Here is a 20,695-nt window from a genome sequence, read left to right on the forward strand (position 1 = left end):
ACATATGGATTTGGGTTTATTTATGAAAAACATTAATAATGATATTAAAGATAAAAAATTTAAAAGTGTATATCTTCTGTATGGGGAAGAAGGGTATCTTGTAAAGTTATATAAGGATAAACTTATTGAGGCCATTACGAGTGGAGACCCTATGAATACCATGAAGTATGAAGGCGATAAGATTGATATTATAAGTTTGATAGATGATATTAATACTGCACCATTTTTCGCTGATCATAGATTGATTTTGGTTGAGAATACTAATCTGTTTAAAAAGGCGAATGATGATTTGGTTGAGGCAATAGGTAATGTACCTGAGCAAAATGTGGTGGTATTTGTTGAAAAAGAAGTTGATAAAAGAGGTAAACTTTTTAAACAAATAAAATCAAAAGGTTATCCATGTGAATTAAACTATTTAAGTGAAAGTGATTTATTTAATTGGACACTGAAACAGATTAATGGACAGAACAAAAAAATAAGCAAAGATACTCTTAACTTGTTTTTATCGAAAACAGATGGCGATATGTATATGGTAAGTAACGAAATTGCTAAATTAGTTGCCTATGTTGGAGATAGGGAAGTTATAGAATCTAGTGACGTTGAAGTTTTATGCCAGGCACCTGTTGTAGGAAAGATATTTGATATGACTGATGCAATGTCTGTTAAGAATAAGAAGAAAACTATGGAGCTTTATTATGATTTGATAGCAGCTAAAGAAGCGCCAGCTTATATTCTTACTATGTTAATTAGGCAGTTTGATTTACTTCTTACAACTAAGGAATTGGCAGATAGAGGATATGGTGTAGAAACAATTTCTAAAGAGATGAAGATTCATAGTTTTGTTATTAAAAAGTGTTTTAATCAAAGTAAGAATTTTGATGGTAAAACTTTGAAGTTGGCTTATAAGGCATCTGTAAAGATGATGGAAAAAATAAGAAGCGGATTGATGGATGAAAAGGTTGGTGTTGAAATGCTTCTTATGAAGTATAGTGGGTAAATTTAGTTCACGTTAGATTTTTGATAATGAAGGGTGGAAAAATGAAAGAAAAAAACAATGAAAAAGAAACTAATATAATTAAAAACGATGGTGATTTGGATAAAAAGATAATAATTAATAATAAATGTGTTTTGTTGTTATTTGCAGCTTTATCTTTGGTATTTTATGTATTTGTTTTTATGAATCAAGGTTTGATAGACGACGGAGCATTTCATATAGGAAGATTAAAAGCGTTGGCATATGATTTGTCTTTTTCAAATATTAAACCTTGGATTTATACACAAACATATTATGGCGTTGGTTACCCATTAGGTATCTTTTATCCTGATATATTTTTGGTTCCATTTGCTATATTGGTCAAATTAGGTATTAGTGAATATGTTAGCTTTATGATAATGCTTGTTTTTATTAATTTTTTCTCAGGTATAAGCGCATATTATTGTGTGAAGAAAGTATTGAAATATGAGAAATATGATGATGTAGAGTATAAAGCACTTGTAATAGCATTAATGTATTTTATTTATCCATATAGAATATGGGATGTTTTCTTTAGAATGGCAATTGGAGAGAGCATGTCGTTTATATTTATTCCATTGATTATTCTTGGTGTATATGAGATTTTTAAGCGGAATAAATTGGGCGTTTCATTATTCTTTGGAATGACTGGCATAATATATTCACATATATTGTCAGTTGTTATTGTCGCTAGTGTATTGATTGTATATTATTTATTAAATTTCAGGAGAATAATAAAAAATCCTAAAATATTAGTCAACACAATGATTAATGCATGTTTTACTGTTATTTCAACTTTGATGGTTACACTTCCAATTTTGGAGATGCAGTCGTTCACAAAGTTGTATTATCAAACTGGGAAGAAAACATTTGGTTGGTTAAAGGATAATGTTTTATTTGGAATAAAAGGTGGAGATGCAACTTCAATCGTTGTTACAGTGATTTTAAGTGTTGCGTTATGGAAATTATCAACAAAAGTAGGATTAAAAGGAAAACTTGGAATAGCGTTAGGGTATTCAATATTTATTTGCACTGGACTGTTTATATGGGGACCGTTGGAAAGATTGTTTTCGTTTGTTAATATATTGCAGTTTCCATGGAGATTACTTGTTATAGGTGCGATGCCATTTGCTATGTTAGTAGGAATGGCTACGTTTGATAAGAAACCTATTTATATAGCTACGATTGGTATGTTGTGGTTAGCAACAGTGTTTATGTGTTCAACTGCATATATTCCTATAGATGATGTAAATCTTTTTGGAGATTATAGTGTTGGTCGTGGTGAGTATTTGACGGCGGATGAAGAGTATTTCTTCCTTGATAAGCATACTGTTGATGAGATTAAATTTGAGTATGGTATATTGAGAAAAGATAACACATATACTTTTGCTGATTCTATGAATGAGGATCATAGTAGTTATGTTTTACCTTTGGGTTACTATAAGGGATATGAGATAAAAGATAGTAAGAACAATAAGTATGACTACAAGATTTCTGAAAATGGCTTTATAGAGATTGAAAAAAAGGATGATAATATTATAACTGTAAATTATGTTGGTACGATGGTGCAGAAGATATCAATGATTATTAGCATAATTGCTTTCGTTTCTATAATGATATTGATAATAAAAAGAAAAAAAGACTAATAATAAAATATGATTTTCATAGAGTATATTATCAGGTGATTTTGACTTGATAATATGCTCTTTTTTTTATTGATTTTTTTTACTGACTTTTACCAATTTTATAAACTTGTATTGAAAATGTAGTTTCCTTGTGGTACAATAAAATTATACAAAATCCACAAAAAAATGATAGAAACCGATTAAGTAATTGTTAAAAAATAACAAAACCGATTAAGTAAATTACAAAATTATAATAAAATGTTTGAAAAAACAAGAAAGGAGCAAAACTATGAAAAACTTTAAGAAAAACTTTAAGAATAATATGAAAAATGAAAATGGTGCGGTTATGGTTTTGGTAGCTTTGATGATGGTTGTTCTACTTGCATTTGCTTCTTTAGGAATTGATATGGGTTTGGCTTATTATCAGAAACAAAAATTACAGACTGCGTGTGATGCAGCAGCATTGGCAGGTGCGCAATATCTACCTAATACAGTACAGGCAAAGAAATACGCAGAACAGTATTTTAATGTTAACTATAGTAATCATAACGCAGTAAATCTAAATATAGGGTTTACTGTAACTGAGGGAAAATCAAGCATATCAGTTTCAGCAGATACTGATGTTAATTCTGCATTTGGTGGAGTTGTTGGAATAAAGAAAATTAATGTTGCAACTAATGCAGCAGCAAGTGTACAAATAGTAAGTAGTCCTAGTGCACCAGCCGGCAAGGCGGAATTCCCTTATTTATTATATGCACAAACATCAAGTTCACCATTAGCATTAGGTGGTAATTATTTTGAAATTGATGGAGCAGTTCACAGTAATGGAGCAGTTAATGATTATCCTAATACAGGAACAGTTAGACAGATATCTAGTGGCACTACATTCTCATTACAGGGTAATGCGTATGTTAGAGTAGGAAAAGTTGATTTTGTACCTAAAAAAGCTGAAAGTTGGGGACTTGCAGGAATTAATGGAACAATTACAGTTGATCAGATAAAAAATGAAATTGATAAATACTACTTAATACCAGCAGAAGTATTTGATGCATATGGTAATAAGCAGTGGTATATTCAAAGTATAGATTGGCTTAATAATACAGAATTATATACAAGCCAAACTAAGGAAACAAGAGCAGTAGCTCTTCCTCTTTCATCATATATTGATACAGTATTTAAGAAAGAAACATTTAATAGTGATAGTGATGCACCTATTAAGATGATTAAAGAGTATGTAAATGGTGCAGAAGCTAGAATAACAGCTCTAAAGAATAAAGTTAATGCAAAATTTGATGTAATTACAGATGCTTCAGTTAAAAAAGATAATAATAATGCATATTTTGCATCATCACATAATGATGAGGATACAATAGTAGTAAAGAATTCAGGACAGTATTATGTTGGTTCATTACCATCAACGGTAACTCAGAAAAATGTAACTATAGCATACAAAGGGAATAATTATCAGTTTATAAATGCTCAGCCTTCATCATATACTACATATAAGTGTAATACTTTAATATTCTATTCTGATTCAAGTAGTAGTAATGATAATGGTATTGCGGTTAGAAATATGAAAATAACAACTGGAAATATTTATTCTAATTCAAAAATGAAGATTAGAAATGAAGGAGGAAAAGCTCCAGATTTTGTAATAAATGGTGATATATATGCTGATGGAGATTTATATTTATATCATGTGACAGTTAATGGAGATATTTATTGTTCAGGTAATATTAATGCAGAAGGATGTGCTATAAATGGATTTATGGGAGCAGATAAGAATATATCATATAAAGGTGAAAGACCTGATATTATTTCAAATAGTGCATCTAACCCAATGGCATTATCAGTTTTCTCAAGAAATGGTAATGTTGAATTTATAGCAGGAGATGCAGCTATACCTCAGTATGTAGCAGGTGTTGTACTCGCTACAAAAGGAAAAATACAGATTAATTCTAGAATGAAATTTTATGGAAACTTTATAGCAAATAAGATAGAGAATAATTCTGCTGAATTATATGCTTATCCATTAAGTGCTTTAGAAGGATTTGAAAGTGATAATATTCTTACAGTAACAGGTGATGGCGCTGGTGGCGGTGGAGCAGGAGCAGCAGCTGAAGAAAAGAAAGTTTTTCTGGTAGAATAAATCATCTATCATTGTGGATATAAAATAAGGGAGGAGGAGTCATATAATGGCTCCTCTTCCCTTTTTTATTACTGTAGTGTTTTAAAATATGCATATTTTTTATTTGATTTTATTAATAAATATTTGTCAGGTTTTGTGATTAAATAATTATAGAGTGGACAGGATGGATCAACAAAAAAAGCATCAAAGTCATATAAATTAAGTAGTTCATTCATATAATTATCATTTGAAAATTTTTTGTTATTATAATTTTTACATTGTTTTAGTGATTGATAGTTTTTGAGTGTATCTCCAGTATATATATCCGCTCTACCATCAACAAATACATTAATACCTTTATAGATTAAGGCTCCACCATAATTGTATTCGTTAAACAATTTTTGGGGTTTGTCTGATTTGATTAATTTAATGTATTCGTTAGAAACATCGAAGGATATAAGGTTATGTTTTTTTGAATAATTCAATGAACGAATGGTAAATGTTATTATAAATGATAATAATAATACTGATGTAAAGAGTAATAATAACTGGTTATGCTTTTCATTAACAGAATCTTTTTTTTGTTTGTTTTTAAATGGCATAATGTATTTAAAAACAAAAAATGAAGTAGCAATCATAAACAATGAAATAAAACGTTGACTTCTAAAAAACATATATGTAAAGAATCCGTATATTAGGAAATCACACATATCTATTTTATATTGCGTTGCAATTAATATAATCGTTACAAGTATTACTGGCACAAAACAAAGCAGTAAAATGGCTAAATCTTTTGCGTCTGGTGAAGCCCATTCACTTAATACTTTCAGCATCATATCATCTTTCATATTTGTGAAGGGATATTCTAGCATTGATAATCCACGAGGGTTAATGCTAAGAGCAAATGTTGATATTATTGTAATAAGTGATAAGGAAAATAATCTATCTTTTTTTAGTTTGTAGCATTTTAGTTTACCGTATTCATAATCTTTGATTCCAGAAATAATAAAACATAGTGGGAGAATATAAATCAAATTAGAAGAACCACCATGAAAATTTACCCAAATGATTGAAAGAATAGGAATAGTATAAATAAGTCTAGTGTTGTGTTCTTTATATTTATATAGTACATATAATAGATAATACATAAAAATCATATTAAACAGGTGAGGTCTACCGTAAAAAAATTGAGTAATTATTAGTGTAAAATAGAATGTATAAATAATTGACATTAGTAAATTATTAAAATAATAATTGTGATTATATATAATAGTTAGTCCGATTATTAGTATTCCAAGTAGTGCGCAGAATAAATACATACCAACACTTCCAAAAAAAGAATATAAATAATAAAAGAAAACTTCTGTTAACCACTCATGGGCAAACCAGTTAAGGTTATTGGCTTCGCCATACCAAGTGAAAAGTGCGGTAGTCGGAATTTGTTTATGTTTTACAATCCATTCGCCTGAGCGTAGATGCCACCAAAAATCATTACCGGACATACCGCTTAGTTTAAAAGTTAATGATATAAATATAAATACTGAAATGAAAATAAATAGCAGTGTATTTTTATTACTTTTATATATTTTTTTTATTAAATTCATTAAAATCTCCTTATTTAGCTTTAACATATACAGCTTCATTGTTTTCAAATTTAATTTCATATTTATCTGAATGACTATATAAGTATGGTAATAAAGCTGAGGTTGGTTCTATTAAAAAAGCATCAAAGTTATATTTGTTTATAATTTCATCTATATATGTTTTTTTATTATATTTTTTGTTCGCGTATGATGAGAAACGTAAGCAAGTATAATCTTTAATCATATCTCCTTTGTATACATCAGCCCTACTATCTATAAATACTGGAATGTTATTATAGATAAGTGTTTCACCAAAGTTATAATCATTAAATAGTTTTTTTGGATTATCTTTTTTTACATAATTTATAGTTTCTTTGGACAATACTTTTTTTATTAATCCTTTTTTTGAATTGTATGTTGTTTTCATATTAATAAAACCAAAAATAGAAAATATTAAACATAATCCAAATAAAAATCCAATCATAAATTTTTCTTCTTTTTTGCCATCGAAGTTAATGCTTTTTTTAGATGGTATCATATATTTAAAAGCATAAAATGCAGATACAATCATAAAAAATATAATAAAACGTGTACTTCTAAAAAATAGATATGCAAAAAAAACATAATTTAAAAAATCAAAACCATCAATTTTTTTATCAGTAGCTATAAATAAAATGGTAACGCCTATTATTGGAACAAAAAAGAAAAACAATTGAGCTAAATCTTTTGCATCTGGTGCAGCCCACTCAGATATGAGTTTTAACATTAATTTATCACTCATATTTGTATAGGGATATGTAAACATTGAAACCCCATGTGGATTTACACATATACAAATTATAGAGATTAATGTTATGATGCTAAGTTTTACAATATTTGTTTTGCTTGAACGATTAAATTCAATTTTCCCAAATTTAAAGTTTAATGTCATACTTAATAATAAAATGATAGGTAATAAGTAAGCAAGGTTAGAAGAACCACCATGAATGTTTGCCCAGATTATTGAAATAACGGGTAAAAAACAAATAGATTTGCTAGATGAATTTTTCTTGAATCTATATAAAATAATATAGGTGATGTTAAGTAGTAGGTAAGTGAATAGTTGTGGCCTACCATAACAATATATATATACTATGCAAACAAAAATTAGGGTATATATTGTTGATAAAATTGGGTTTGAATCAAAGTTTTCTCCTGCAGCAAAAAAGAATAATACGAGTATTGTTATTGCTATACACAGTGAGAATAAAAAAATACCAATTGTTCCACCAATGGAAAATATCAAAGATAATAGTACTTCTGATAACCATTCATGTGAAAACCAATAGTAGTTGTTAGATGATGCGTACCAAGAAAAAATATCATGAGTAGGTATTTGTTTGTGTGATAATATCCAATCACCAGCTTTTAGATGCCACCAAAAATCGTTTCCATTGATTCCTAAAGAAAAAGCATAGATTAATGTGGCAATGCAAAAGCCGAAGATGATAAATGAAAATAATGATATTTTTTTGTTTTTTTGATTATTCATTTTTAATACTCCTTAATTATATTCACGTATTATTGTACCATAAAAATAGAAGAATATCGCTTATTATTTTAATATATAAGGAAATTAAAAAAAAAGTTGATAATTAAATAAAAAATAGTATAATATTCTTGGGTAAATATGAATTATCATATAAATTTATGTATTTTTGATAAAAGGAATGGATATAGTGGAGAAAGTAATTATAATTGGAGCTGGGCCAGCAGGTCTTACTGCTGCGTATGAGTTATTGAAAAAATCAAAAGAATATGAAGTTATAGTACTTGAAGAAAGTGATGTATTTGGTGGGATTTCAAGAACTGTAAATTACAAAGGTAATCGCATGGATATGGGGGGACATAGGTTTTTCTCTAAAGTACCACAGGTTAATGAGTGGTGGGAGAATATCATGCCGACTCAGGGAAGTATGCCATATGATGACATTAAACTTGGTAGGAAATCTACGATTGTTAGTGGAGGACCTAATCCAGAAAATACCGATCGAGTAATGTTAAGAAGAAATAGATTATCGAGAATATTTTTTAATCATAGGTTTTTTGATTATCCTATTTCTTTAAAATTTGAAACAGTAAAGAATATGGGATTTTTAACAACAATAGTTGTTGGTTTTAGTTATTTGAAAAGTGTGATTTTTAAAAGAAAAGAGAAATCGTTAGAAGATTTTTACGTGAATAGATTTGGGAAAAAACTTTATTCTATGTTTTTTGAAAGTTATACGGAGAATCTATGGGGACGACATCCAAGGGATATTTCACCAGAATGGGGAGCGCAAAGAGTTAAAGGCTTATCAATTATTGCAATATTAAAGGATGTATTTGGTAAGATATTTAATAAGAAGAACAGAAAAGTTGAGACATCTTTGATTGAAGAATTTGCATATCCAAAATTAGGCCCTGGTCAGCTTTGGGAAATTACTGCATCAGAGATTGAAAAAATGGGTGGCAAAATCATAAAAAATGCTAAGGTTGTAGGTTTTGAAAAAAGTAGTGATGATATTATTACTACAGTAAGGTATCTTAGTAAAGATGATAACGATGTAACTAAAGAGATTGAGGGAGATTATGTGATTTCATCAATGCCTTTGAAGGATTTGGTTATAGGAATCAATGATGTACCAGAATATATACAGAATATTGCTAAGGGTTTACCGTATAGAGATTATATGACAGTTGGTGTGCTTGTTAATAAATTGAATTTAAAAAATAAGACAAATATCAAAACAATAGGAAATATTGTACCTGACAATTGGATTTACGTTCATGATAGAAATGTAAAAATGGGAAGGATTCAGGTATATAACAACTGGTCTCCATATCTTGTAAAGGATATTGAAAATAATGTATGGATTGGTCTTGAGTACTTCTGTGATGAAGGTGATTCAATGTGGTCTATGACGGACAGTGAATTTGCCAAGATGGCAATTGAAGAAATGGTAATTATGGGATTGATTAATAAATCTGATGATGTGATGGATTATCATGTTGAGAGAGTAAAGAAAGCGTATCCAGCATATTTTGATACATATGAGCATATTAATGAATTAAGGGAGTATATAGATAAGATTTCAAATTTGTATTGTGTAGGAAGAAATGGCCAACATAGATATAATAATATAGATCATTCTATGTGTACTTCTTTTGAGGCAGTTTATAATATTATTAATAGGGTAGACGATAAGAGCAATATATGGAATGTTAATACAGAAAAGGAATATCATGAAGCGAAATGAAAGAATAAGAAAAAATAGGCAGATTATTCTATTATATGTCTTGGGAATAATAATAATGCTTTTTAATTTGTATATAATTGCTAATCATGAAGCGTGGAGAGATGAAGCCCAGTCATGGCTTGTTGCAAGAGATTCAAGCATTATTAATCTGTTTAATTTAACTTCTGTTGAAGGTCATCCTTTTTTATATTTTGTAATATTAATGCCATTTGCAAAGTTAGGATTCCCGTATGTTACATCAAATATTTTGAGTTGGTTAATTATGATGGTAGCTATTCTTTTGTTTATTGGCAAAGTGAAAGTAAATTTATGGGTTAAGTTTATAGTGATATTTAGTCCAATGTTTGTTTTTTATTATTCAGTTTTTGCTAGAAGTTATGCATTAATAGGGTTAATTATTGTATGTATAATGGTAGTTTATCCTGATAGATATGATAAACCAATCACGTATGGTATTTTACTTGCATTACTCACTCAAGTTCATGTGATTATGTTAGGGTTTGTTATGATTCTTTCTTTATTTTGGTTAATAGATATAGTAAATAGTTTGGTTCAAGAAAAAGATTTTAGGGATAATAGAAAAAGAATAGAAGGGTTATCAATAGTTTTATTTAGTGGTGTTTTTTTGTTGTGGGAGTTTAGAAAGGTTTTTAATACTACAGCACTTGATGAACAAGATATTAAAAGTGGAAAATCGGAAAACGCAGAAATAATAGGTTTATTGGTATTGTTTACTGTTGTTAGTGTGTGCATAATTTATAAAATTGTAAAAAATAGAAGATGTTTTGAGGCGATTATAATTTTGATATGTTCTCATGTTTGGGAATTGATAGTATTGTTGATTTATCAGGGACACATATGGCAGATTATTACATGGCTTTATGTTTTGACTTTTGTTAGTTGTTCTTTGTTACATAACGAAGAAGAAAGAGAAGAAAGGGGAGTGATTATTACTTTAATATCCTTAATTGTATTATCAATACCAGCCATTTTATCTTCTTATAACATAAAACCAATAGTATGGGATTGCAGTGGAATATACTCAGGAAGTAAGGCTACTTCGGAGTTTATTGAAGAAAAAATAGATGACGACGCAGTTATAATATTTAATGATGAAGATTACTGTTTGTCAATAATTCCATATTTGAAAAAAAGAGAATTATTTAATATTTTTACAGGCAGAAGAGCTAGTTATATAGATAGAAATAAAAACATTAGACATAGGTTAACAAAAAAAGAATATGATAGTTTAATTGAAGAATTATTGATGGAACGAAATGAAATATACTTGGTATATTCAATCAAGTCAAATATGATAGAGGGCTTAGATGAAAAAATATCATCTTATGAATTGATTTACGATGAATCAAGTATGGATATTATAACGGAAAAATACAAAATATATAAGATTGTTGGAAATGTTTGAGTTAGTAGTTAGTGGAGATAGAGTTATGGGTGAAAAGGAAATGATTAAAAAAATAATACTGTCGTTATGTGCGGTTTTATTTACAAGTTCATACCCGGTGTTATTTATTTTTTTGCGTAATATTGATGAAGTGCATTTAAGAGATATCGAGTTGCCGTTAGTAACTTATATTATGATAGCAGTTGCTTTTTTCGCAATTTCAATGTTATTTTTCTTTGATGTGGAGAAAGCAAGTATTTATAGTAGTGCGTTAATGATTATATTTATGAACTTTGTTCTTATACAAAATATTATAGTTATGATTATACCTATATGTTCTTTTGCTTTATTAGGGGGTGTTATGCTTATCATAATGTTCCTTTTTGGTTTTTTTTTAAAAAAACAAAAACAAGAAATGGGTACGGTAATAATCATTATAAATATATTATTTATTTCACTGCTATTAATGAATACATTTAGTGCTATACCTGTGGTGATGAGTGGTAAAGAGGAAATTAAGGAAGTTCAAGTTGAGCAATATGCTAATAAAGTAGAGAACAGAAATATTTATTATTTATTGTTTGATGAGTATGGCGGAACAGAAAATTTAAAATATTATTATAACTATGACAATAGTGATATTAAGAATTATCTTGAAAATATGGGTTTTTCTTGGTCGAATAATACATATAATAAAGAGTCTATATATACATCTGATATTGTTCCGAATATATTGAATATTGATTATGTTAGTAGAGTGGGTTCAGTTCCAAGTGGAAATATAAAGTTAACAGAAAATCCCGTATTATATAGATTTTTTAAAAAAATGGGATATGAAATTAATATTGTGAATCAAGAAAAATATTTAAAAGAAACAGGGTGTAATGTATTAACCCAAAAGCAAAAAAAAGGATATGTAGAAAATGAAGCTAAATATGTTTCAAAGATTGTATTTCAGCAGGGTTTAATTTCAGTTTTTTCATCTATTTGTTCAAATGATAGGATAGAATCAAAATCTAAAAATTTTACAACTGAAGGATATACAACAGAATTAGATGAAGTTTTTGATTGCGCATTAAATATTTGCGATAGAGTTAACAAGCCTTCTTTTAATGTGTGTTATATTCTATGTCCACATGTTCCTTTTTTATATAATAATAAAGGTGAGTATATAGAATATAAAGATATGCAAAATTACGATAATAAGGATATATATATAGAACAGTTACAGTATGTTAATTGTAAAATAAAGGAAATGGTTAAGAATATAATAGATAAAGACTCGGATTCTATAATTGTTATTCAATCAGATCATGGATGGAGATATGCATATCATTGTATGAAAAATTATAAGAAAAAAGATTATAATGTAAAAAAAGAAACATTGATGATGCAAAATGCATTAAATTGTGTTTATATTGGTGGAAAAGAAAAACTTGATATTCAGGGAGATTCATGTATTAATACTTGGAGAAAAATATTGAATGAAGTATATGATACTAACTATGACATGATAGAGTGCGAAGAAGATTATAGTTATACGTGGAGGTATACAAACGTAACACAGTAGTCTTGAATTACTAAGAATTTTTTGTAGAAAGATAGGTGTAAAAATGAATATTAAAAGAAATATTTTATTAAACCCAGGCCCATCAACAACAACAGATACAGTTAAAATGGCTCAGGTTGTACCAGATATTTGTCCAAGAGAAGAAGAATTTGCTAATATGATGAAAACATTAAGAAAAGATCTTCTTAAAGTTGTTCATGCTAGTGAAGATAAATATACATCAGTATTATTCTGTGGATCAGGAACAATTAATATTGATGTTTGTATAAATTCATTATTACCAGAGGGAAAGAAAGTATTGGTAATTAATAATGGAGCATACAGTACAAGAGCAGTTGAGGTTTGTCAGTATTACGGACTTGATTATATTGATTTAAAGTTTAAGGAAGATGAAAGACCTGATCTTGAACTTGTTGAAAAGACACTTAAGGAAAATCCTGATATTGCATTGGTTCATACTACACATAATGAAACAGGAACAGGGCTATTAAATCCTATTAGAGAGATTGGTGCATTGGTTCACAAGTATGGTGCAACATTTACTGTTGATACAACTTCAACTCTTGCAATGAGACCAATAGATATTGAAAAAGATAATGTTGATTTTTGTATGGCTAGCGCACAGAAGGGCTTGATGTCAATGACAGGTTTATCTTTTGTTATTGGTAACAAGGAAATAATTGAAAAATCAAAGGATTATCCAAAGCGTTCATATTACTGTAATTTATTCTTACAGTATGACTTCTTTGAAAAGACAGGTGAGATGCATTTTACACCACCAGTTCAGACAGTATATGCTACTATTCAGGCTTTAAAGGAATACTTTGAAGAAGGCGAAGAAGCTAAATGGGCAAGACATACAAAAGTTTTTAATGCAATTAGAGAGGGTGCGTTAAAACTTGGATTTAAGGAAGTAATCAAAGAAGAATGGCAGGCTGGTCTTGTTACTGCATTGGTTTATCCAGATGATTTAAATTGGGATTTCATGAAGGTTCATGATTACTGTTACGAAAGAGGGTTTACAATTTATCCTGGTAAGATTGCTACAACTAAAACATTTAGATTATGTGCGCTTGGAGCGATTGATGAACAGGATATCAAAGACTTTTATGTAGTATTTGAGGAAGCATTAAGACATTTTAATGTACAGATTCCAGTAAAGTATAATTAATTTAATGAAGAGAAAAAAGAAAAAATAAAGAAGAGAATTACTAGCAAATGGTTTAGACATAAATAAAAAAATTATTTGAAGGGAAAAGTAAACATGAAAAAATTTGAAAAAAAACAATTAAGACTTGTAATATTAACATTATTACTAGTGTGTATGTATCCATGCTTTTATATGTATTTTGCTAATATTACAGAAACAACACCAATTCATGTGGTGTTACCAATATTGGCGTTTTGTTTAATTGCAGCTATTATGGAGTATGTTGCGTATAAAATCGTCAAAGATATTTATAAGTCAACTATATTAACAACTATTGGGATGTTATTCTTTATGAATTATAATCTTATGTTTGATATGGTTAATTCTAGATTGAATTTTGTAGGAAATAAGATATTCTTATTATTCTGTGCAATTGTTGTTGGAATTGTATATCTTATTATCAAGAATGTTAAAGATGAACTTGATTGGATTTGCGAGATTATTTGCGTAGTATTTGCTGGACTTATAGTATTTAATTTTGTTGGAGCTGTACCAAAGGCGTTTGCTGCAAAGAACGATGAAGTTAAACCAGTAGTTTTAAAGAATCATGGTAAAGATACAGGATTTAAGGAAAATGTTTATTATCTTGTTCTTGATGAATATGGTGGAACTGCTAATCTTGATTATTTCTATAATTATGATAATAGTAAGTTTTTAAATAGTCTCGAATCAAAAGGATTTACTAATTCAGATACTTCATATAATTACGAAGGTATTTATACAAAGGAAATACTTCCTAATATTTTGAATTTTGAATATGTTGCACATCCTGGAGATGATAAGGATCAGAACGGAAAGTATTTAAAGAATCCAGCAATGTATAGATTCTTTGAAGAGATGGGATATGACATTAATGTAATTAATCATCAGAATTTTATTGATTCTGATTCAGATGAATGTAGAGAGTTATTTGGTTCTGCAAAGAAGAATTTAAAGACAAATCCATTTGGTATTGAGAGATATATTTATGAGAATAGTTTTCTTAAGTCGCTTCAGAAATTTGCTCCTAAGGTAAAGGCTCTTAGCAATTATGATGGATATAGAAAAGAAGTAAATAAGGCTTTTGACATATTCTCACATAGTTATGATTATTCAAAAGATAAACCTACATTCACAATAGCATATCTTATGGTTCCGCATAGACCATTTGTTTTTGACGAGAATGGTAAAGCTATTGATTATAAGGATGCAAGAGATTGGACAAAGAAGAATGTATATATTAATCAGCTAAAATACATTAATAAGAAGGTTGATGCGGCAGTAGATAACATAATAAAAAATGATCCTAATGCTGTTATTGTAATTCAGTCAGATCATGGCGCAAGATATTCATATTTTTGTATGAATGAATACAGCAAGGATGAATTTGATGCAGAAGTAGAATCTAAGAATATGCAAAGTGTTTTGAATTGTGTTTATTGGGGTAGTGCTAATAAACATGATATAGAAGGACTTTCATGTTTAAATACATGGAGAACAGTTCTTAATGAGTTATACGATGCAGATTTTGATATGATAGATGTACCACGTAAACATGTGGTTAAATGGAAATATAAGAATACAATGGAATAGAACAGGGAGAGTTATATGAAAACAGTATATACATGTTTCACAACAGATTATATTCATGAAGGTCATTTGAACATAATTAATGAGTGTAAGAAACTTGGAAAAGTTATAGTTGGTGTGTTAAGTGATGAAGCCATGGTACGTTATAATCGTATGTCTTCAATTTCTTATGAAGAAAGAATGCAACTTGTAAGAAATATAGAAGGTGTCGATGAAGTTGTTGTTCAGGATGACGTTATGTATGATAAAGTTATTGATAAATATCATCCAGATTATGTGGTTCATGGTGATAACTGGCTTGAAGGACCAATGAAAGCTATTAGGGATAATGTTGAAAAATTATTATCTGTATATGGTGGAGAGATTATCGATGTTCCATATACTTATAATGAAAATGTTAAAAGAATAGATACAAGAATTAAAGAAAAGATGGGTATGCCTGAATACAGAAGAAAAAGACTTCGTCAGATTATTAATCTTAGACCAATTGTTAAAACAATTGAAGTTCATAGTGGGCTTACAGGTCTAATTGCTGAAAAGACTATTGTTGAGCATAATGGTGAGATTGATCAGTTTGATGCAATGTGGATTAGTTCATTATGTGATTCAACGGCTAAGGGTAAACCTGATATTGAACTTGTTGATATGACATCAAGATTTAGAACAATTGATGATGTTATGGAAGTTACTACAAAACCAATTATTTTTGATGGTGATACAGGCGGAAAGATTGAACATTTTGTTTATACTGTTCGTACACTTGAAAGAATGGGTGTATCAGCTGTTATTGTTGAAGATAAGGTTGGTCTTAAAAAGAATTCTTTGTTTGGTACAGAGGTATCACAAACACAGGATAGTATTGAACATTTCTGCGAAAAGATTAAGGCAGCTAAAGATGTTCAGCTTACAGATGAGTTTATGATTATTGCAAGAATTGAAAGTCTTATCTTAGAGCAAGGGATGGATGATGCTTTAGAGCGTGCGCATGCATTTGTTGGAGCAGGTGCTGATGGCATTATGATTCATAGTAGAAAGAAAGATCCTGCTGAAATACTTGAATTCTGTGATAAGTTTAGAGAAAAGAATAAGGAAACACCTATAGTTGTTGTACCAAGTTCATTTAATTCTATTACAGAAGCTGAACTTGCTGAACATGGAGTTAATATTGTAATTTATGCAAACCAGCTTACTAGATCAGCTTTCCCTGCTATGGAACAGACAGCTAAGGATATTTTAAAGTATCATAGAGCACAGGAAGTTGATGACAGACTTATGCCAATTAAGGAAATTATTTCTTTGATTGAAGAATTATAAAGGTAATAAATATGGAAAATGCAATTATAATGGCCTCAGGTCTTGGAACAAGAATGAGGCCACTCACTTTGAAAAAACCGAAACCACTTATCGAAGTTAATGGTAAGCCTATGATTGAAACAGTAATAGATAGTTTACTTACAAGAGATATAAATAAAATATACGTTGTTGTAGGTTATTTAGGAGAACAATTTTCTTATTTGAAAGAAAAGTATGATAATATTGAAATTATTGTTAATAAAGACTATGAAACAGTGAATAATATTTCATCAATTTATTATGCAAAAGAAGTTCTTGCGCTAGGCGATTGCTTTATATGCGAAGCAGATCTTTATATTTCTAATGCAGGAATATTTGATGGTGAGATAAAGGAATCTTGTTATTTTGGGAAATTTGTTAATGGTTTTTCTTCAGATTGGGTTTTTGAAACTGGAGATGATGGTTTTATCACAAGAGTTGGCAAAGAAGGAACAGACCTTTATAATATGGTAGGTTTATCTTTCTTTAAATCTAATGAAGCAAGTTCTTTAAAGACATGCATAGAAGATGCATATGCAAGAGGTGGATATGAAGAACTCTTTTGGGATGATGTTGTAAATGCAAACTTGGATAAACTTAAATTGAAAGTTAAACCTGTTGAAGATGAAGACATTGTTGAAATTGATACAGTAGAGGAACTTGAAGAAGTAAACAAGAGATTTAAGTAAATTCATATTAGGGTAGGAGATTATATGAAGGTAGAAAAATTAGTTGAATTAATTGGTGCAGATTTTTATACTGGTGTACCTGATTCACAATTAAAAGAATTATGTAATTATCTATATAATAGATATAGTACAAATGAGAGACATCACATTATTGCAGCAAATGAAGGTAATGCTACAGCGATAGCAGCTGGTTATCATCTTGCAACTGGTAAGGTTCCTGTTGTTTATATGCAAAATAGTGGTGAAGGAAATATTATAAATCCGGTAGCATCATTATTAAATAAAAAAGTATATGGTATTCCAGCAATTTTTATTATAGGTTGGAGAGGTGAACCAGGTGTTCATGATGAACCTCAGCATATTTACCAGGGAGAAGTTACAATTAAACTTCTTGATGATATGGGAATCCCATCTTTTATTATTGGTAAGGATACAACAGAAGAAGCTATTAAGAATGTAATGGTTAGTTTCAAAGAGATACTAAGTAAAGGTGATAGTGTTGCATTTGTTGTAAGAAAGGGCGCACTATCATATGATGAAAAAGTTGAATATTCAAATGATTGTGATCTTGTAAGAGAAGAAATCATTGAACATATTGTTAAAATTTCGGGAGAAGATCCTATTATTTCAACGACAGGAAAGGCTAGTAGAGAGTTGTTTGAAATAAGAGAAAGAGAAGGTCTTTCTCATAAATATGATTTCTTAACAGTAGGTTCAATGGGACATACATCATCAATTGCTCTTGGAGTTGCACTTAATAAACCAAAACAGAAAGTATGGTGTATTGATGGTGATGGCTCTATGCTTATGCATATGGGATCACTTGCAGTTGTTGGAAGTTATAAACCAGCAAATCTTGTTCATATCATAATTAACAATAGTGCTCATGAAACAGTTGGAGGTATGCCTACTGTTGTAGGTGATATTAATGTTGAAAGAATTGCTAATTCATGTGGATATGGTTATGTTAGAAGTGTTGATGATTATGATAGACTTGATGAAGTTTTAGAGGAGGCCAAGGAGTGCGAGGAATTGTCACTTATAGAAGTTAAGTGTGGTATAGGTTCAAGAGCTGATCTTGGTAGACCAACAACTACAGCCATGGAAAATAAAAATGCTTTTATGGATTATTTAAAAGAAATCTAATATAAAGCAATTGGAGGAAAGAAAGTGAAGTTTATTGAAGATGTTCTAAGTGTACCACTTGGAGAGTTAATGTATTTATGTTATAAGTTTATTTCAAATTATGCAGTAGCTATAATATTATTTACATTAATTACGAAGATTATTCTTCTTCCGGTGTCTATTTGGTTACAGAAGAATAGTGTTAAAATTGTTAGAATAACACCTGAAATTAATAGAATCAAAGCAAAATATTTTGGTGATAAGGAAACAATTGCTGAAAAAACTGCAGAGGTATATAAAAGAGAAAAATATAATCCTTTTTCAAGTATAATTCCACTGTTGGTACAAATTATTTTACTTATGGGTCTTGTACAAGTTATATATAATCCATTGACATTTATATTTAAAGTTGATACAAAACCTAGTAATGAAATAGTTAATACCATTGGTAAAATAGAGGATTTAAATTTGGATGAATCATCTGTTCAGATGCAGGTTGTTGATGCAATTAAGAAAAAAGATTATTCAGAAAAATTAGATAAAATTGGACAGAAATATGATATCGAGATGGATGAATTAACTTCAGACATCAAAAAATCAAATATGTCTTTATTTGGAAAGAGCTTGGCTTTAATTCCAGCAAATAGTAAAGGAGTAACTTTATTAGTTCCAATTTTAGCTGCATTAGCAGCATGGTTCTTATGTGCAATGCAAAATGTTTTAAATCCACTTCAGGCTGAACAGGGAAATGCTAATAAATATGGTACTATGATTTTTTCAGTTGGTTTATCATTATTCCTTGCATTTTTTGTTCCAATTGGTGTAGGTCTTTATTGGATTTGGAGTAACTTGTTCTCGGTATTGCAGCAGGTTCTTCTTAATATTGTAATTGATCCTAAAAAACATATTGATTATGAAGCTTTAGAGGATAGTAAGAAGGAATTAGAGGAACTTTCTCAGATAGGTGGATACAAGAAAAAACTTTTCGAGAAAGATCCATATGCAAAAAAAGAGAAAGCTGATTATAAGAGATTTTTCTCAGTTATAAATAAACATCTTGTTATTTATGCTGAAGGTAATGGTTATTATAAATACTTTAAGGATATTGTTGAATATATATTAGAACATTCTAATGTTACAATTCATTATATTACAAGTGATCCAGAAGATAATATTTTTAATCTTGCAGAACAGAATGAAAAGATTAGAGCATATTACATTTCTGAGAAGAAACTTATTACCTTGATGATGAAGTTAGAATGCGATATCTTTTTAACTTCAACACCTGACCTTGAAAACTTCCATTTAAAGAGAAGTTATATTCAAAAGGATATAGAGTATATCTTCACAAATCATGCCATGAATAGTGATAACTTAACACTTCGTACGCATGCGCTTGATCATTTTGATACTATATTCTGTACAGGTCCACATGTTGTAGCTGAACAAAGAGCAATTGAAAAGTTATATAATTTGCCAGAAAAGAAGCTTGTTGAAACTGGATATATTTTACTTGATAATATGAAGAGAGATTACGACTCCATGGAAAAGAAAGAAAATGAAGTTAAGACAGTTTTAATTGCTCCTTCATGGCAGAAAGATAATATTATGGATTCTTGTCTTGATGAACTTCTTGACAGTATTCTAAAAAAAGGTTATAAAGTTATAGTAAGACCGCATCCACAGTATGTAAGAATTTACAAGGAAAAGATTGCTAATATAGAAGCTAAATTCCAACAGAAGTATGGAGATAAGTTTAATTTTGAAAAAGATTTCTCATCTAATAAAACTGTGTATACAGCTGATGTGTTAGTTACTGACTGGTCAAGTATTGCGTATGAGTTTAGTTTTACAACTTACAAGCCAACATTATATATAAATACTCCTATGAAGGTTATGAATCCTGAGTATGATAAAATTGATGTTGTTCCATTTGATATTAAGGTCAGAGAGGAACTTGGTGCAGAACTTGATTTGGACAGAGTAGAACATGCGGGAGAACTCGTTGAAAACTTGATTGAAGATACCGCACAATTTCATAATGACATAGCTAAACTTAAAGAGGAATCATTCTTTGGTCTTGGTGAATCAGCTAAATTAAGTGGTGACTATATTTTATCAAGTTTGAAAGAGAAGATTAGTAAGAAGAAAAATACTAAAAAGAAATAA

Annotated in this window: 14 protein-coding genes; 12 read left to right on the forward strand and 2 right to left on the reverse strand. The window is 29.3% G+C overall.

Going from position 1 to position 20,695, the window contains the following annotated elements:
- Window positions 1-22 precede the first annotated feature (22 nt).
- The 3 genes from holA (at window position 23) to B5D16_RS06385 (ending at window position 4,786) form a co-directional block, all read left to right on the forward strand.
- Complete coding sequence (holA, locus tag B5D16_RS06375) at window positions 23-997, forward strand: DNA polymerase III subunit delta (protein ID WP_159444316.1); 975 nt, start codon at window positions 23-25, stop codon at window positions 995-997.
- Between the two features lie 41 nt (window positions 998-1,038).
- Window positions 1,039-2,658 carry a hypothetical protein gene (locus B5D16_RS06380; RefSeq protein WP_078766148.1) on the forward strand — a complete coding sequence of 540 codons (1,620 nt, stop codon included), beginning with the start codon at window positions 1,039-1,041 and terminating at the stop codon, window positions 2,656-2,658.
- A gap of 268 nt (window positions 2,659-2,926) precedes the next feature.
- Window positions 2,927-4,786: a pilus assembly protein TadG-related protein gene (locus tag B5D16_RS06385; protein ID WP_078766149.1), complete on the forward strand. Its 1,860-nt coding sequence runs from the start codon at window positions 2,927-2,929 to the stop codon at window positions 4,784-4,786.
- 68 nt (window positions 4,787-4,854) lie between these two features.
- On the opposite strand, the gene B5D16_RS06390 is transcribed toward B5D16_RS06385, so the two are convergent.
- A complete protein-coding gene (locus B5D16_RS06390; protein ID WP_143405063.1) occupies window positions 4,855-6,369 on the reverse strand; it encodes a hypothetical protein in 1,515 nt (504 codons plus the stop codon).
- 10 nt (window positions 6,370-6,379) lie between these two features.
- Complete coding sequence (locus B5D16_RS06395; protein WP_078766151.1) at window positions 6,380-7,879, reverse strand: hypothetical protein; 1,500 nt, start codon at window positions 7,877-7,879, stop codon at window positions 6,380-6,382.
- 178 nt (window positions 7,880-8,057) lie between these two features.
- Here B5D16_RS06395 and B5D16_RS06400 point away from each other — a divergent pair, with 178 nt between their 5' ends.
- The 9 genes from B5D16_RS06400 (at window position 8,058) to yidC (ending at window position 20,695) form a co-directional block, all read left to right on the forward strand.
- A complete protein-coding gene (locus B5D16_RS06400) occupies window positions 8,058-9,626 on the forward strand; it encodes an FAD-dependent oxidoreductase (RefSeq protein ID WP_200803952.1) in 1,569 nt (522 codons plus the stop codon).
- Entirely contained in the window at window positions 9,613-11,052 is a 1,440-nt protein-coding gene (locus B5D16_RS06405) for a hypothetical protein (protein WP_159444317.1), read from the forward strand. The genes B5D16_RS06400 and B5D16_RS06405 overlap by 14 nt, the downstream gene beginning before the upstream one ends.
- Window positions 11,045-12,601 carry a sulfatase-like hydrolase/transferase gene (locus tag B5D16_RS06410; RefSeq protein WP_143405064.1) on the forward strand — a complete coding sequence of 519 codons (1,557 nt, stop codon included), beginning with the start codon at window positions 11,045-11,047 and terminating at the stop codon, window positions 12,599-12,601. The genes B5D16_RS06405 and B5D16_RS06410 overlap by 8 nt, the downstream gene beginning before the upstream one ends.
- 43 nt (window positions 12,602-12,644) lie before the next feature.
- The gene (locus B5D16_RS06415; RefSeq protein WP_078766155.1) at window positions 12,645-13,772 is read left to right on the forward strand and encodes a 2-aminoethylphosphonate aminotransferase; all 1,128 of its coding nucleotides are present in this window, start codon (window positions 12,645-12,647) and stop codon (window positions 13,770-13,772) included.
- A gap of 93 nt (window positions 13,773-13,865) precedes the next feature.
- On the forward strand, window positions 13,866-15,383 hold the full coding sequence (locus B5D16_RS06420; protein ID WP_078766156.1) for an alkaline phosphatase family protein: 1,518 nt from the start codon (window positions 13,866-13,868) through the stop codon (window positions 15,381-15,383).
- Window positions 15,384-15,398: 15 nt separating this feature from the next.
- On the forward strand, window positions 15,399-16,694 hold the full coding sequence (gene aepX / locus B5D16_RS06425) for a phosphoenolpyruvate mutase (RefSeq protein ID WP_078766157.1): 1,296 nt from the start codon (window positions 15,399-15,401) through the stop codon (window positions 16,692-16,694).
- Between the two features lie 11 nt (window positions 16,695-16,705).
- Entirely contained in the window at window positions 16,706-17,401 is a 696-nt protein-coding gene (locus B5D16_RS06430) for a sugar phosphate nucleotidyltransferase (RefSeq protein ID WP_200803951.1), read from the forward strand.
- Window positions 17,402-17,425: 24 nt separating this feature from the next.
- The gene (aepY, locus tag B5D16_RS06435; protein WP_078766158.1) at window positions 17,426-18,547 is read left to right on the forward strand and encodes a phosphonopyruvate decarboxylase; all 1,122 of its coding nucleotides are present in this window, start codon (window positions 17,426-17,428) and stop codon (window positions 18,545-18,547) included.
- A 24-nt stretch (window positions 18,548-18,571) separates the two neighbouring features.
- Window positions 18,572-20,695 carry a membrane protein insertase YidC gene (gene yidC / locus B5D16_RS06440; RefSeq protein WP_078766159.1) on the forward strand — a complete coding sequence of 708 codons (2,124 nt, stop codon included), beginning with the start codon at window positions 18,572-18,574 and terminating at the stop codon, window positions 20,693-20,695.

The sequence above is a fragment of the Eubacterium uniforme genome, assembly GCF_900167115.1.
GTDB classification, from domain to species: Bacteria; Bacillota; Clostridia; order Lachnospirales; family Lachnospiraceae; genus Eubacterium_S; species Eubacterium_S uniforme.

Excerpts from the sequence above, each read along its gene's own strand:
- holA (WP_159444316.1), top strand. The coding sequence starts at position 23 with ATGAAAAACATTAATAATGATATTAAAGATAAAAAATTTAAAAGTGTA.
- B5D16_RS06380 (WP_078766148.1), top strand. The coding sequence starts at position 1,039 with ATGAAAGAAAAAAACAATGAAAAAGAAACTAATATAATTAAAAACGAT.
- B5D16_RS06385 (WP_078766149.1), top strand. The coding sequence starts at position 2,927 with ATGAAAAACTTTAAGAAAAACTTTAAGAATAATATGAAAAATGAAAAT.
- B5D16_RS06390 (WP_143405063.1), bottom strand. The coding sequence starts at position 6,369 with ATGAATTTAATAAAAAAAATATATAAAAGTAATAAAAATACACTGCTA.
- B5D16_RS06395 (WP_078766151.1), bottom strand. The coding sequence starts at position 7,879 with ATGAATAATCAAAAAAACAAAAAAATATCATTATTTTCATTTATCATC.
- B5D16_RS06400 (WP_200803952.1), top strand. The coding sequence starts at position 8,058 with ATGGATATAGTGGAGAAAGTAATTATAATTGGAGCTGGGCCAGCAGGT.
- B5D16_RS06405 (WP_159444317.1), top strand. The coding sequence starts at position 9,613 with ATGAAGCGAAATGAAAGAATAAGAAAAAATAGGCAGATTATTCTATTA.
- B5D16_RS06410 (WP_143405064.1), top strand. The coding sequence starts at position 11,045 with ATGTTTGAGTTAGTAGTTAGTGGAGATAGAGTTATGGGTGAAAAGGAA.
- B5D16_RS06415 (WP_078766155.1), top strand. The coding sequence starts at position 12,645 with ATGAATATTAAAAGAAATATTTTATTAAACCCAGGCCCATCAACAACA.
- B5D16_RS06420 (WP_078766156.1), top strand. The coding sequence starts at position 13,866 with ATGAAAAAATTTGAAAAAAAACAATTAAGACTTGTAATATTAACATTA.
- aepX (WP_078766157.1), top strand. The coding sequence starts at position 15,399 with ATGAAAACAGTATATACATGTTTCACAACAGATTATATTCATGAAGGT.
- B5D16_RS06430 (WP_200803951.1), top strand. The coding sequence starts at position 16,706 with ATGGAAAATGCAATTATAATGGCCTCAGGTCTTGGAACAAGAATGAGG.
- aepY (WP_078766158.1), top strand. The coding sequence starts at position 17,426 with ATGAAGGTAGAAAAATTAGTTGAATTAATTGGTGCAGATTTTTATACT.